The organism is Mariprofundus erugo (assembly GCF_005818865.1).
GTDB classification, from domain to species: Bacteria; Pseudomonadota; Zetaproteobacteria; order Mariprofundales; family Mariprofundaceae; genus Mariprofundus; species Mariprofundus erugo.
In genome coordinates this window covers 373,055-387,448 of sequence record NZ_VBRY01000001.1, presented here as the reverse complement: position 1 = coordinate 387,448, position 14,394 = coordinate 373,055, and the positions used below count along the sequence as shown (strand labels likewise).

At 54.6% G+C, this 14,394-nt stretch carries 11 protein-coding genes; 4 read left to right on the top strand and 7 right to left on the bottom strand.

Annotation, left to right across the window (positions count from 1 at the left end):
* The first annotated feature begins 242 nt into the window (after positions 1 to 242).
* Positions 243 to 1,211, top strand: coding sequence for a serine hydrolase (locus FEF65_RS01750; protein WP_138238043.1), 969 nt, complete (start codon positions 243 to 245; stop codon positions 1,209 to 1,211).
* Here FEF65_RS01750 and FEF65_RS01745 read toward each other — a convergent pair.
* From FEF65_RS01745 to FEF65_RS01730, 4 genes are all read right to left on the bottom strand, one after another.
* Positions 1,111 to 2,370, bottom strand: a complete 1,260-nt coding sequence (locus FEF65_RS01745; protein ID WP_138238042.1) for a serine hydrolase — start codon at positions 2,368 to 2,370, stop codon at positions 1,111 to 1,113. The genes FEF65_RS01750 and FEF65_RS01745 overlap by 101 nt on opposite strands.
* Positions 2,367 to 5,336, bottom strand: coding sequence for a PEP/pyruvate-binding domain-containing protein (locus FEF65_RS01740; protein WP_138238041.1), 2,970 nt, complete (start codon positions 5,334 to 5,336; stop codon positions 2,367 to 2,369). Before FEF65_RS01740 ends, FEF65_RS01745 begins: the two co-directional genes overlap by 4 nt.
* A gap of 222 nt (positions 5,337 to 5,558) precedes the next feature.
* Complete coding sequence (locus FEF65_RS01735; RefSeq protein ID WP_138238040.1) at positions 5,559 to 6,323, bottom strand: hypothetical protein; 765 nt, start codon at positions 6,321 to 6,323, stop codon at positions 5,559 to 5,561.
* A gap of 165 nt (positions 6,324 to 6,488) precedes the next feature.
* Positions 6,489 to 9,173, bottom strand: coding sequence for a PAS domain-containing hybrid sensor histidine kinase/response regulator (locus tag FEF65_RS01730; protein WP_138238039.1), 2,685 nt, complete (start codon positions 9,171 to 9,173; stop codon positions 6,489 to 6,491).
* A gap of 5 nt (positions 9,174 to 9,178) precedes the next feature.
* Between FEF65_RS01730 and FEF65_RS13335 the strand changes: the two genes are divergently transcribed.
* Together FEF65_RS13335 and FEF65_RS01725 are read left to right on the top strand one after the other, a co-directional pair.
* Complete coding sequence (locus tag FEF65_RS13335; protein ID WP_161595154.1) at positions 9,179 to 9,328, top strand: hypothetical protein; 150 nt, start codon at positions 9,179 to 9,181, stop codon at positions 9,326 to 9,328.
* Positions 9,329 to 9,613: 285 nt separating this feature from the next.
* On the top strand, positions 9,614 to 11,890 hold the full coding sequence (locus FEF65_RS01725; protein WP_161595153.1) for a response regulator: 2,277 nt from the start codon (positions 9,614 to 9,616) through the stop codon (positions 11,888 to 11,890).
* A 135-nt stretch (positions 11,891 to 12,025) separates the two neighbouring features.
* On the opposite strand, the gene FEF65_RS01720 is transcribed toward FEF65_RS01725, so the two are convergent.
* Together FEF65_RS01720 and FEF65_RS01715 are read right to left on the bottom strand one after the other, a co-directional pair.
* Positions 12,026 to 12,472, bottom strand: a complete 447-nt coding sequence (locus FEF65_RS01720) for a GNAT family N-acetyltransferase (protein WP_238701109.1) — start codon at positions 12,470 to 12,472, stop codon at positions 12,026 to 12,028.
* A 56-nt stretch (positions 12,473 to 12,528) separates the two neighbouring features.
* A complete protein-coding gene (locus FEF65_RS01715; RefSeq protein WP_138238037.1) occupies positions 12,529 to 12,789 on the bottom strand; it encodes a type II toxin-antitoxin system TacA family antitoxin in 261 nt (86 codons plus the stop codon).
* A 276-nt stretch (positions 12,790 to 13,065) separates the two neighbouring features.
* Between FEF65_RS01715 and FEF65_RS13330 the strand changes: the two genes are divergently transcribed.
* Positions 13,066 to 13,209 (top strand): hypothetical protein, encoded by a 144-nt coding sequence (locus FEF65_RS13330; protein ID WP_161595152.1) that lies wholly within the window; start codon positions 13,066 to 13,068, stop codon positions 13,207 to 13,209.
* Between the two features lie 663 nt (positions 13,210 to 13,872).
* Here FEF65_RS13330 and FEF65_RS01710 read toward each other — a convergent pair.
* Complete coding sequence (locus FEF65_RS01710) at positions 13,873 to 14,238, bottom strand: VOC family protein (protein WP_138238036.1); 366 nt, start codon at positions 14,236 to 14,238, stop codon at positions 13,873 to 13,875.
* Between the last annotated feature and the right edge of the window lie 156 nt (positions 14,239 to 14,394).

Genomic DNA, 14,394 nt, shown 5'->3' with positions numbered 1-14,394 from the left:
GCTTACCTCCAGCCGTTTCAAAGCAGCGCGCATTATCAATAATGCTCATAACCGGTCAAGCTTGCCGTTACACCCCCCCTTCATGCAACTGTTTCAGCAAATCAACCTGTGACAACCATCACTGCAACAGCCGACAGCTGCAGTAGCATTCCCTTACAGCGCGGACGATAGTGGCATATCCATTGCTTTATCTTGGAATATCGCTACGTTGCGCACGTAACATGCAACAAGGGAGAGTGCAGATGCAAAACAAAATACGATCATGCATACTGATTTTCAGCCTGCTCGCCATCGCCCTGCCTGCCTCTGCCAGCCCGCTCACCGCCCCCCTTCCCGCCATACGACAAGCGCCGGATCATCAGTTACAACAGCAACTTGAGCAGCGAATCGCCCGACTTCACCTGAGCCAGGCGGTCAGGGACAAACGGCTTGCCATTGCACTGGTTGACCTGAGTAACCCGGCGACGCCGGCACTTGCACAGGTGAATGGTGATGAAATGATGTATGCGGCCAGTCTGCCTAAAATAGCCGTTCTTCTCACCGCATTTGAACTGATCCAGCAGGGCAAGCTGCCTCTGAATGAAGAAACCCGCACCACCATGACCCGCATGATCCGTTACTCTTCCAACGCCGATGCCACCGCCATGATCAACATGGTCGGCAAGGATTACATCAACCAGGTCATGGAATCACCCAAATACCGCCTCTATGACCCTGAACACAATGGCGGACTCTGGGTCGGCAAAGAGTATGCCCAGGGCGTGCCGTTCCATCGCGATCCCCTGCATCACCTCTCGCATGGCGCCACCGCCATTCAGGTCGCCCGTTTTTACTATATGCTGGAAAAGGGGCGCCTGGTTTCCCCTCGCTATTCGGCTGAAATGAAAGAGATCATGTCCAACCCGGGTATCAACCACAAGTTCGTCAAAGGACTTGATGCCATGCATAACCCGGATATCCAGATGTATCGCAAATCCGGTTCATGGCGCAACTGGCATGCCGACAGCGCCCTGATCGAACATCATGGCCACAGCTACATCGCTGTAGCACTGGCTGATGACCCCCGTGGCGGCGTATGGATGACAAAACTGATTCGTGAAATGGATGATATTATCGAGTCACCCCGTGCAAGCTTTGTAACAGCCCGTGTATCCGCGTCGCCAGCTCGCGGTGATCAATCGCGGAATTCTTCTTCAGTACATTTGATGTAATCGCCACCAGATAATGCAGGCGCGGCGCGCCGGCCGGGTATTCGATGATGGCAACTGAATTCATCAGATTCAGCGCATTGCCCTGATACTTTTTACAGACGAATCCGGCCTCATCCCTGCACTTGTAAAAAGACCCTGACTTGAAGTAGACAGCGGCATCAGCAAGGGCCGGAGCTGCAGCATAGCGAATCCGCCGCTCGGTCATATACAACAAGCGTTTCAGCTGCAGGCTGGACCAGCGATCAACCAGCCGCCCCTGCTCCAGCAACAACATATAATGCATCAGCTCACGGGCACTGCAAATACTGCCGGTCCCCGGCACACGCCGCTTGCCTTCATGCGAGAAAAAGCCCCCCTGCCGGAGCTGCCCGGGATCAAGTCCGTTATCAGCCACCGGCTGTTGCAACGCAGCAAGCAAATCACGACTCAACTCCTTTTTCGGCGTCTGGCTGAAGTAGGCCTGCTGCAGTGAGCGGCTGACCGGATAGGAACGACCAAAACGACGCAATAACATCACCTGCTCAATCACCATACTGGCTGCAGCATTGGAGCTGGCCGACAGCATCCAGTCCAGATAGCTCCACAAATTGGCCTCATCACCTTCCGCCAGTCGCCGCTTTTGCAACCGCATCTGCTCCGGCAGCCAGAATGGCACCTTGTGGTGATCGGAACGGATCAATGCATCCGCCACCACCATAGTCGACCGTAACACCCGCTCGCGGGCAGCAGTATCATCCGGATAGAGATCAGCCAGTGCCTGAAACAGCGCCAGTGCCACAACCAGCTTGCCAACGCTGCCGGGATTCCGCAGTTGCCCGCCCTGATACTCGGCATAGCGCGGATGAGCAGGATCACTCAGATCCAGCAGGCTGATACCATAGCCACGGGCATCAGCCCCGAGCAGGTCAACCAGCTTCCTGCCCAGATAGGGATCCGGCATACTCAGCAGCGCCTCGCTTGCACCGCCGGCATTGAGCACCACCTGTGCCGTTGCCAGTTGCGCCCCCGGCGACAGCAGGTTACCCGCCACCCGCCCCTGCTGAGCCAGACGATACCCCTCGAGCCGACTGATACCGGTCATATCCGCGCCATCCAGCGGATAGGCCCAGGCCGTTGCCGAATAGCCACACAACATCAACAGCAGCAGAACATGCCTCATGGCCCCCCTCCTTCAACGGCCGGCACCCCGGCCAGATCAATGCCATGGTCAAAAAAGAGCGGCCACTGTCTGTCCATTGCGCTGAGCACCTCACTTTGTCTTGCCCGACGGCTCTCAACAAAGGGACGCAACTGAAACAGTGCCAGCTTGCCACCGGCAAAGCCGAATTCGATATCTGCTGCCATCATCTTTCCGGTTTCATCCATCGGCAAAGGAAAATCACGCTCAACATCAGCCGCAAGATCCCGCAACTGTCTGATTTCGGCATCGCTCAACAGCTGCTCGCGGCCGCTGGCGGCCACCTTTTCACTGCCGCCTGCAGCAAGCAGATGCACTCGCCATGGTGCGGTTGCCTGGGCCAGCAGACGCACCCGGCCGCTTGCCCGCTCTACCACCACCTCTTCAGCGGCCTGCCCCTCTACAGCTCCCCCCACCCCTTCACTGGCAGCAATGGTCAGCCAGCGCCGGTCACCGCTCTCTACATCCGCTGTTACCATGACCCCTGACTTTTCAGAGTTAACGCTCTGCAACAGCAACACTGCCGGGTAGACATGTTCCGGGTGCTGCATATGCGCCTGACGCCAGGCGAAGGCGCGCTCGGAAAACGGAGAGGCCCAAACCAGCTTGACCGCATTGACGATCGATTTGATACCAACCACATTCGACAAGGTCAGATTCAGCCCCGCACCACTGAAGCCCGGCAGGTCTTCCACATTGGTATCGCTGCGCACAAATACACCAACCGGCTGGCCACTTCCGAATACACGTCCGAAACCAAAGCGAAGCTGCTGCCTGAACTCCTCACCCGGATCGGTTGCAAGAATCCATTCACGCAGGCGAGCAAGAAACAGCCGTGTCTGCCGACGGCGATCCGCCTGATCCGGAACACCCTTCAGTCGCGCGTATTCCGCACTCATCCAGTCAAACACCGATGGACCGCCGGCAAATAGCGGCTTATCGAGATGGCGACGAAACACGCCGAATGGAATCACCAGCCCGGGCGGCACCAACTCAGGATAATGACTGCCGAGCTCTCCGAGATTGGCGGCCTTCGGTCCGACAATACGACCGGAATCATCTGCATGAATCCGGCGCAAGGCATGCAGGGCATGGTCGTGCAAATCCAGCCGCTCCAGATTCGCATCAATCGGCACATTCAAACCTGCCTCCATACCGAACACTTCATCCCATTGCGGCCCGTCCGCTTCAATCGACACTGCTCCGCGCCGACTCACAGCCAATACCACCCTGTCACCGACATGACGGCCAAGCACCTGCAGCAGCGCATCATCCGCAACCAGGTTTGGAATGCCCATATTGCGCGCCAGCAGCTGTACATGCGAGAGAGAGCTCCCTTCACCGCTGGTGATAATACCGGCAACCGGCGGCAGATCCTCGGTCGTGGAGGGCAAGATGTAGATACCATCCGGACGGAATGGCACCCCCTGCACTGGCGGCATCAGCAAAACACCCCGGCTCAGACCCGGATTCAATGCACGCAGGCTGCTGGCCAGCTCCTGACCGAATATATGGTGACTGATTCCGGTCATGCGACTGGCATCTGCCATCAAATGATCAAGAATACGGGTAAAAGGCAGCACCGGACTTGCACGCAAACGGTCGGGAACAAAATGAGCGGCCAGCGGCGTTAACTCCCCCCAGCGCCCGACCGTTGCTGCATAATGAAACTCAAGTGAGCGCTGGGCCCACTGCGGTGTACGCCCGAGATAGCGCAGGCTGGCATAATACTCTCCGGCTGAGGGGTGCAAGCCAGCTGCAGTCAAATGACCACACTCCTCCAGAAATGCATCCAGCTGCCGCTGTGAGAGTAAGCCGGCCCCGGCCAGAGCCTTTTCCAGATGCCGCAACCAGCCCAGTCGCTGTGCCCGCCCGGCCTGAGGAAACAGCAACGGCAGGCGATTTGCGCGCACAAACACCTCCCGTTCCAGCATCAGCGAAGCCTGAAAAAGACGCAGCCTGTCTTCAGGTGAGTCACTGCTTTTTTTCTGCAACAGGATGCGCCATGCCAGCATACGGTCGGCCAGAGAGGCCATGACCTCAACCTCGTCTCCGCCAGCTGCCAGCATCGCACTCGCGTCCTTGATCCGGGCCTTGATATCACGACTGGAAGTATCCTTTGCCAGCTGCTGCAGCTGATCTTCAGCCGTATGCGGGGCATAAAAGGCATCCAGCAGATCAGCAAATCCGGCATACACAGGTTGCAACGAAGCAAGCCCTGAGTCCCGTGCATAGGCCCTGACCCTTTCAGCATCGCCGCTATCCGGAAGGCCATGAATCTTGATGCGCAGGGCGGCAAACCCCGGGTCCTTCTCTTCAAGACTGCTGGCCGCCTGACGCACCGATGTCGTCAGCTGCAGTGCCCCGGACGGAAGCAGCAACCGCACAGCCTCACGCAGCAAAAGAAAGCGCTCGGGGCGCCTCCACTCAGGATCAGTCAGCAACGCCCGCAGAATCCGGCTGGCCGCAACCTGCTCATCCTCGCTCTGTATCGCCCCGCGATAAAAACGGGCTCGCCGGAACACCCAGCCATCATCGGCAGCAACCAGATAACGTTCCAGCAGAATCTGCCTGAGCTGTTCAAGCTGCGCGGCCGGGCCGGTAAAGCCGGCGGGATCAAGACCGGCCAGCACATTGGCAATCAGATAGCCCTGATCACGCAGGGCAAGTGTCTGCCTGCTCCACTCTCCATGCTGGTAGCCGCCACCGTGTGTGCTGCAAACATATTCGCCCGTTGGCAGGTTACTGCCATCATTACAAAACCAGCGGATACGTCTGAATGGGCCACGCGGCTCCTGCTTCATCTTCTCAATGATCGCAGACAACGATGCGTCACTGCTGACAGCTGCCGCAGCGGCTTCATATCTGCAAAACGGAGATTGCCACAGCAAACACAACATAAAGATGCCCAGGTGAGGCATGAAACGGCGAATGCATGCTGTCAACATGGGCAGATTATAGCCGGAAAGCACGCCACATCACATGCATGCTGTCACTACAGCCTGCATCGATCACGCCACAATCGGGCAGGACGCCGGCTGCGACTGCTTTCTTTGCCACCGCCGCGCACGCGATGCAACAGATCACATCAAGTGCGGCAGTGGCTGGCTGGCAGATGTTTTGCATCGATGACAATCATCAGCATCGCCCGGAACAACAGATTACAGCGCTCAGCCACGCCGGGAAATGCGCTGCAGTACAGGTACCGAAACCCCTGTCTCTGCGGCAATGGCCAGCGCACGCTGCAACCGCGCGGGTGCGGAGCGCCCCATACAACCATGATCCGGATCGCCATCAAACGCTGCCAGCAGCCCCTCCATCAACGCCCTGCGATCAAGTTTCCGACCAATCAGAGACTCCTGAATATCCAGCACATCATCTGCCACGTCGCAGGCCAGATCATTATGTTCAAACCACAGGTCACGCACATTGCCACCGCACTCAAGGCCGGCAATATTGGTGGTCAGGATATAGAGATTTTTCAATACCAGCTCGAACAACAACTCGGATTCACTGCCCAGTTCACGCACAGGAATATCGAGCGTGGCCAACACCTCTTTCAACAATGCGGCATGCGGCCCGTAAGCGGGCGAGGCAATCACCACCTTCGAGTCCATCCCTTTCTTCTTTTCAAACCAGACCGAGATGACGGTCGGATGGTCAAAGCCAAAAGGCTGCCAGTCACGCGGCAGAAGCTCATTCTGCAACAGCACAAGACGATCACACCATACATCGGGAATCTGCTTCAGTGTGGCCTGCAGATCTTTTTCAGCGACCGCCACCACCACCAGCTCCGGCGCAACCACCTCAGCCGCTACAATGGACAGGTCCATTTCACGCGTCACCGGCACAATCGGATAACCCAGCTTCATAAAACCCCGTGCAAAGACAGATCCGATCTCACCGATACCAATCACGACTACAGGTTTGTTCATGCCCAACTCCCAACCGTTTTCAGCGCAGTATGCGACCTTCGCTACCGATAAAAAACCATTGGAAGGGTGCGGAGGAACGCCCCCCCGCCATCCGGCAGGATGCAGCGAGTTAAACCGGACAAGCAAAATCTGACGTATGGCACTGACAAAAACAGGGACGGATCGTTACTGCCCGGAGCTCTCCGCTCGGGCGGCAAGCATGGCATCAACGACCCGGGCAAATGTGTCCATATCAAACGGTTTGGAAACCATTGCACTGTTCCCTGCCAGTTCATCCGGAATCACTACCTGCTCCGGATCGTAGCCGGTCATGAAGATCACCGGCAGATCGGGCCTTTGAAGTCGCATCTTTTCCACCGTCTGGAATCCCCCCATGCGGGGCATCACCATATCACTGATGACCAGATCAACGTCCGCCTGATGGTGCTGAAAACAGGCAAGGGCATCCTCACCATCATCAGCAAGCAACACCTCAAAGCCCAGCTGCAACAGCACCTCGGAGCAGAAATTACGGATATGCTCATTATCGTCGACCAGCAATATCGTTGCAGATTGCTGGCTGCCGGGTACTGAATCGGGGAGCGGCATATTCGTTCGCCTGACCGGTTCCACAACCTGAATCAGCGGCAGATACAGATGCACGGTTGTGCCCTGGCCCACACTGCTCTCCACCTCAATAACACCATGATGCGTCTGCATGGAACCGTAGACCATGGCCATACCAAGCCCGGTACCTTTACCCACCTCCTTGGTCGTATAAAACGGCTCAAAGATGTGTGCCAACTGCTGCTCGGCAATCCCACAACCATTGTCGGTGACTGTAATGTGGCCCAGCTCATTCGTTTCCAGTTGCGGATGCGCCTGCATAAATGACCGGTCGGCCTGCCAGTAGTCAAGCCGACAATGAATTTGCGGCAACTCACACCCGTCAATCGCATCGCGGGCATTATTCAACAGGTTGAGCATCACCTGCTGCAACTGGGTCGCGTCTCCGCGAACAAATAGACGCCTCTCACAAAGCTGCATATCAAATTCAATGTTTTCCGGAATAATCGAGCCGATCAGGCACTCCAGCTTCATAAACAGATCGGAGAGAGACAGCTCTGCCATCTGCACCATCCCTTTGCGGGCAAAAGTGAGCAGCTGCGTCACCATCTCTGCAGAATGACTCAGTAACTCCTGAATCACATCCAGCTTTGTCGTCACCGGCACATTGTCACCGTTATAGCGCTGCGCCAGATAAAGATTACCCTGCATCGCTGCCAGGGTATTATTAAAATCATGCGCAATACCACCCACCAGTGTCCCGATCGCCTCCATTTTCTGCGACTGCCGAACCTGCTCCTCCATCTTGCGCTGCTCGGTAATATCGCTGAACACACCGACATATTCACTTACCTTTCCCGCCTCATCGCGGATCACCGAGATGGATAGCCACTCCTGATAGATTTCACCGTCCTTGCGGCGATTCCATACCTCCCCCTTCCAGTTACCATGGCTCCTGAGTCGCTTCCACATCGTCTCATAGAATGCCGCATCGTGGTGCCCGGAGCTGAGCACATGCGGATTTTTACCGATCACCTCTTCCGGCGTATAACCGGTCACCATCGTAAAGGCCGGATTCACGGCCTTGATGACTGCGCTGCTGTCAGTGACAACAATCCCCTCTCGGGCCGCATTGAATACCGTGGCCGCCAGTTTCTGAGCCTGTTCGGCGCGTTTACGCTCGCTAATATCGAGCACAAAGCAGACGCCGGCATCCTTCGAATCCGTAAACAGGGCAGCACTCAGGTAGGCGGTAAGACGATGACCATCGCGATGCAGATACTGCTTTTCATAGGGGGTACAGCTGCCCCGTTCGTATAGTTCCTGTAGCGCAGCCTCGTCCTCCCCCCGGCCCTCCTCCGGAGTCAGGCCATGCCAGTTCACCCGGCCCTGCTCAAGGTCCGTGCGGGAATAACCGACAATATCGAGAAATGCGTCGTTGGCATCGAAAATCGTGCCATCCATATGCCAGAACATGATACCGATGATATTGGATTCAACGACATGGCGAAAACGCGATTCGCTTGCCTCAAGTGCCTGCTGGGCACGTCTGAGGCCGTGCACAACCTGCCATGACAGGCTGATACCAGTCATCAGCAACAGCAGAGCCGCAATCAATAACAACCTCTCTGTCAGCGTCTCCATCTTGCGGGCAGCATGACCAAGCGTCGCCGAAAACCTCCGCTCAAGTGCATCCACTTCATCATGCACATGATCAATGTCCCCGAGCAGCACTTCAATGCGCCCGGCATCGCGCGGCGTCACCTGCAATATCTGATGCAGCTGCTCGCCGAGCCCCATCAGCTGATCGATTTTGCCATCGGCCTCGGTCCAGATGACAATCGCCTGCTTCATATCGCCTACTTCGCTAAAATGGAGAAAAAAGGAGATGAGGTGATCGACATCATCCGGATGGTTCTGACCACCCAGAAAGCCCTTACGGGCGGCAGCGATATCCGCTTCACCGGCCTGCAGAGCCAGCCTTGCCTGCCGGTCGCCCTGGTTAATGGCCATACCCGCCAGAAACTTCCGGTAGTCGTTTTCATCCGCAGAACCTGCATAACGCACAAGGTGGTAAACAGCATCCTTCTGCCCTTTCGACCAGAACCCCTCGCCAGCCACATAGGCCCTGACCGAATCAAGCACATAGGCCTGAAACCGGTCCAGCACCAGCAGGGAGGCGACAATCAGTACAAACAGTGAAATCACCAGAAAGAATTTGCGCGCAATGATATCGCTCTGACTGGATGATTGCAGAAATTGCCTGATTCGCTCCACCGGCACCTCCATCACGGATGTATCCACCGGTCATGCTGAAAATTAAAGCCGGTCACAATAAATCACATAGCAAGGCCCGTGCCTTAAGCCTGCTACTCATCGCAACCATCGCCTTGGGAAGCGCTGATTCATTCGGCGCTTCCGAGCGAGCCATGGACGGACGCCACAATCCGGCAGGATAGCCGGATTGGACGGCTCTGCCGCCGCCAGGTGAGCTGCAGGATGCGGCGAGTCAAATCAGACGCGAAAGCGTCTGATTTGTAAGCAAAGACAAAACCACGCTTTTGTCTTTGCGAACTGATTTTTTCCCGGAGGGCAATAAATCAGCATCGCCTTGAAAAAGCATGCGCCAAATTTGCCCGCCCATGCAGGAATGCATGGCGACAACAGGGAAAAAACGTGGTTCTTTTTGGAGCCAATCTTGCTACATTGATGATCAGTATACATCGGCAACAAAAGGCAGGCGCATGACCGTAGACGTTAAAGAAGACCCGGCCAATGACTCCAGAGCGTTTTCAGATTCAATCCAGTTGCTCTATGCATCCACCGTGCAATCTACTGCTGCTGCGGTGATCGGTTCGGTTGCTGTTGCCTATTTTATGCTCGATATCATTGCTGCAAAGACCGTCTATACATGGCTTGCCTGTATGCTCACCTTTGCCGCCGGCCGGTTTGTGCTCAGCCTGCTGTACACAAAACAGCAACCTCAACAGCATACGCTATACAAATGGGCGCATCTCTACGCCCTGCTTGCCGGCCTGATCGGAGCAGGCTGGGGCGTGGCCGCATACTTTTTTTTATTGCCGGATCAGGCCAGCTATCAAACCACGTTAACCCTCGTCATTGTCGGCTATATGGCCGGCTCCGTCACAACACTATCCACATTCCCGCCTGCTTTTTGGGCCATGGCACTGCCATCACTGCTGGCACTGGCGCTGCGTACATCAGAACTCGGTGGCAATATGAACTACGGGCTGACGTTTATGATACTGGTGTTCCTTGCCTTTCTGCTGGCTTCTGCACGTCGCATGCATGACAGCCTGATGACCTCACTTACCCTCCGCTATGTCAACGAGAATCTCGTGACCAGCCTGCATGACAAACAGCGGGCAACCGAGGAGTTAAACCTCTCTCTCTCCAGAGAGGTTGAAGAGAGAAAACAGACCGAGGCAGCCCTGATTCAGGCCAACAAAGAGGTCAAGGCCGCAGATATCGCCAAATCAACCTTTCTGGCCAATATGTCGCATGAGATTCGCACCCCGATGAATGCCATTATCGGCATGTCGCAACTGGCATTGCAGAGCAACCTCGATGTCAAACAACGCAACTACGTTGAAAAGGTCAACCGATCGGCCATCGGCCTGCTCGGTATCATCAATGATATTCTCGATTTTTCCAAAATCGAAGCGGGCAAACTGAACCTCGAAAATACCGATTTCAGACTGGAGGATGTATTCGACAGCGTCAAAAATCTCATCGAATACAAAGCTGAAGAGAAAGGCTTGAAGCTGATCGTAATGCAGCCGGATGATCTTCCTACCGCCCTGATCGGGGATCAGCTGCGACTCGGACAGATTCTCGCCAATATCGGCAACAATGCTGTGAAATTCACCCACAGCGGTGCCATCACCATCAGCGTGGATGTGGTCGAACAGAGCCAGGATCACGTCATGCTGCACTTCTCTGTCAGTGATACAGGCATCGGTATGAGCGATGAGCAACAGCAAAATCTCTTCCGTTCCTTCTCCCAGGCCGACAGCTCCATCACAAGGGTGTATGGCGGCACCGGTCTTGGCCTGGTCATCTGCCAACAACTGACCAGCATGATGGGAGGTGAAATATGGGTTGAGAGCCGGGAGCATATCGGTAGCACATTCCACTTTACCGCCCGTTTCCAAAAGCAGCAGGGTGAGCCATCCAAACAGCTGTCGCTGAACCGCAATATCAGCCACTCCTCCCATGCGCAGAACAGCGCCAGACTGCACGGGGCACGGGTACTGCTGGTCGAGGATAACGAGATCAATCAGGAGCTGGCAGAGGACATCCTTGTCCGCCACGGTATCAGCGTCACCCTTGCCAACAATGGTGAGCAGGCGCTGAAACGACTTGAGCACGGCACCTTTGATTGTGTACTCATGGATTGCCAGATGCCTGTGATGGATGGTTATACAGCCACCCGGAAAATTCGTGAGCAGGAGCGCTTTGCCACGCTACCGGTACTGGCCATGACGGCCAATACCATGACCGGAGACCGTGAGAAGGCACTGGCTGCGGGTATGAATGCCCATATTGCCAAGCCCATCGATGTTGATGAGATGCTGCACACCATGGCCAGGTGGATTGATGTGGCGACACCGGCAAACGTGGAGGCAACCCAACCGGCAAGCGACAACGAGCTGGCAAACCTGCCCGGTATCGACATTGCCGCCGGCCTTAACATCGCCATGAACAAGGAAGCACTGTATCGCAGGCTGTTGATCAAATTCCGTGACACATATGGCGGTTTCGAGACTGATTTCCGTGCTGCAGTGGATGGCATTGACCCCGATGCCCCGGCAAAAGTGGCCCACTCGCTCAAAGGTGTCGCCGGCAACCTGGGCATGCATGAGCTGTATCAATCGCTGCTGCAGCTGGAAATGGCGTGCAAAAACCATGAGCCCCAGCTGGAGAAAAAGCTGCAACAGGTGACAGATAAGCTGGCAACGGTGATGACCGGCCTGAAAAGACTGGGGCCAAGAATCTGAGCGCCCCGGCCTTCACCATCATGCCAGTCACAGTTCCCATTCCCCGCCGGGAATATGACCCTTGGCTTGCGCGCCAAAGCCAACCATTCCGCTCAAAACACCCAAATGTCATACCTGACCCCGGCACAGGCTTTTTTACTGGAAAGCCCGTCTGATGGTATCTGTTGGCAAATACAGGCACAGCGGATCGTCCGAACATGGCGAAAATCCATACTTACGGTAAAAACATGCGGCCTGGTCATCTTTGGCATTTACGAATAGCGCGGACATACCCACCACGCTCTGCGCTTGCAGAAAACTCTCCATGGCATGAATCAATAATTTCGTACCAAAATGCTGACCTCGAAAATCCCTGGCAACAGCGAGCCTTACTAGTTTTGCGGCAGGAATGGGATGGATTTTCGGCAGCGGTTTCGAGTCATCGCTTGCAAACTGGTCAAACTTAACCTCACACACCGTCAGGGTGTAAAACCCGATGATGATGGTTCTGTTCTCTTCCGGCACCATCACAAAAGTCCGTGATATGCCTTTGTCGGCATGCTGCATTGCCACTTTTCCCAGAAAGTAATCAAGTTCACCCACACCACATTGAAAGCCCTTTCGATTATGGCATCTCGAAAGGGGCTCAATGATCGAGTTCAATTGTTCCTGTACTCTCTCACGGCAGCAATCAATGCAGCGTTCGGCTGAGGCGGATTATCCAAAGCGGCAAAGAAGGAACGGGCGTAAGACCGGGAAATCGTCACCGTTTGTTCTCTCTCAATAATACGATGGGCTTCCTCAAGGGCAGCAGCAATCAGGAAATCAGCAACCGACAAACCGGCAAGATCAGCAGCTTGGTGAACCAGGGCGCGATTTTCTTCAGATACACGTGCAGATATGCGATGAAGCGATGACATTCGGTTTCCTCCTGCAAGCGCAATGATACGCATACATATAAAACCGGTCCACATCTGGATCCAATATGGAGCCAGATTACAGTGAGAGCATTTTCATAACACTGGCATCCGGGTCAGCAGGAATCACCTAACACCGCAAATGCGCCAGACAAGACCTAACCCTGGCCTCCTAATTTTTCAAACACCCAATTGTCAAGCCTGACCCGGACGCAATTTTTCAAACACCCAATTGTCAAGCCTGACCCGGACGCCAAAGGTGTCGCCGGCAACCTGGGCATGCATGAGCTGTATCAATCGCTGCTGCAGCTGGAAATGGCGTGCAAAAACCATGAGCCCCAGCTGGAGAAAAAGCTGCAACAGGTGACAGATAAGCTGGCAACGGTGATGACCGGCCTGAAAAGACTGGGGCCAAGAATCTGAGCTCCCCGGCCTTCACCATCATGCCAGTCACAGTTCCCATTCCCCGCCGGGAATATGACCCTTGGCTTGCGCGCCAGAGCCAACCATTCCGCTCAAAACACCCAAATATCATACCTGACCCCGGCACTATCGGATTTGGCTCCAACTATGCCTGCGTGTGTTCTCGGAGAAAGGTCTACAAGTTCGCCAGGGCCGGGAATATTTAGGGCCAACCACCGGACAAGCAGGTCAGCCTGCTCCTGCGGACGCGGGAGCGGGCGCAGCAAGATTTCTTCGATTGTCGAAGTGGAAAAACACACTTCGGAATTCACTTCCTGCGCTCGGTGAAGCGCGTGACTCAACTTTGCAGCAGCATCCGGGGTTGATGCAAGTGTATGCGGTAGTGTTGCGATCAGTGTGCCTGTAAGGACAAATCTTCCGCATCTTGGGCAAGAAAATTGCGTTGCATCTCTTCCGCCAGCATTTAAGGGTTGCGCCAGTAAAGGCGTATTGCAAACCGGGCAGCTATTGCTCATAGAGATAATTCCCGCGACGTATAACGCTAAGCTAAAAGGCGCCAATGGAGCGCAGCGGAATTGGCGTCCATTTTGAGCGTAGTGTTAGGCGTTACATCTCTCACTGTTACCCTAAATCTTTGAGCCACACGTGATGCTACCTATCTTGCTATTGTTGTACTGCTGCAAACCAATTCCCATTATTGTCACTGAAAGCAAAACTATTAGAACCAAAATGATTAGCAATGTCAGTTGCCTGCACACCTCTTTGCACCAAAGATTCTCTTAATCCAGTTAGGTCTGCGGTAGAAAAACAAATCGACGGCGTCCCCAAATTTAGATTATTCGGATTATCTTTCATCAATTCGAGAGGCACTAGCTCGAATGCAAAATCCTGATCGGGAAAACCAATTTTGTGGATTTTAAAACCACCTGCTTCCTTCATGCCTTTTGATATCATTCCAGCTTTTTCTTTCCAGAATTTTAGGCTTTCTTCTGCATCTTTTACATATAGAACTACATAATAAACTTTCATAAAACCACCTAGTTGTGCACGGAACGATTTAGAGACAAGGAGTTAATTCTCCCGGATTTCATATAAATATAATTTTTCAAACCTTACGCCTAACGCCGAGGCTCAGGGGCAGCGGCGCGATAGCGACGATGTCCCTTGAAGCCTTTTGTTATGTAA

Excerpts from the sequence above, each read along its gene's own strand:
- FEF65_RS01750 (WP_138238043.1), top strand. The coding sequence starts at position 243 with ATGCAAAACAAAATACGATCATGCATACTGATTTTCAGCCTGCTCGCC.
- FEF65_RS01745 (WP_138238042.1), bottom strand. The coding sequence starts at position 2,370 with ATGAGGCATGTTCTGCTGCTGTTGATGTTGTGTGGCTATTCGGCAACG.
- FEF65_RS01740 (WP_138238041.1), bottom strand. The coding sequence starts at position 5,336 with ATGTTGACAGCATGCATTCGCCGTTTCATGCCTCACCTGGGCATCTTT.
- FEF65_RS01735 (WP_138238040.1), bottom strand. The coding sequence starts at position 6,323 with ATGAACAAACCTGTAGTCGTGATTGGTATCGGTGAGATCGGATCTGTC.
- FEF65_RS13335 (WP_161595154.1), top strand. The coding sequence starts at position 9,179 with ATGCTGAAAATTAAAGCCGGTCACAATAAATCACATAGCAAGGCCCGT.
- FEF65_RS01725 (WP_161595153.1), top strand. The coding sequence starts at position 9,614 with ATGACCGTAGACGTTAAAGAAGACCCGGCCAATGACTCCAGAGCGTTT.
- FEF65_RS01715 (WP_138238037.1), bottom strand. The coding sequence starts at position 12,789 with ATGTCATCGCTTCATCGCATATCTGCACGTGTATCTGAAGAAAATCGC.
- FEF65_RS13330 (WP_161595152.1), top strand. The coding sequence starts at position 13,066 with ATGCATGAGCTGTATCAATCGCTGCTGCAGCTGGAAATGGCGTGCAAA.
- FEF65_RS01710 (WP_138238036.1), bottom strand. The coding sequence starts at position 14,238 with ATGAAAGTTTATTATGTAGTTCTATATGTAAAAGATGCAGAAGAAAGC.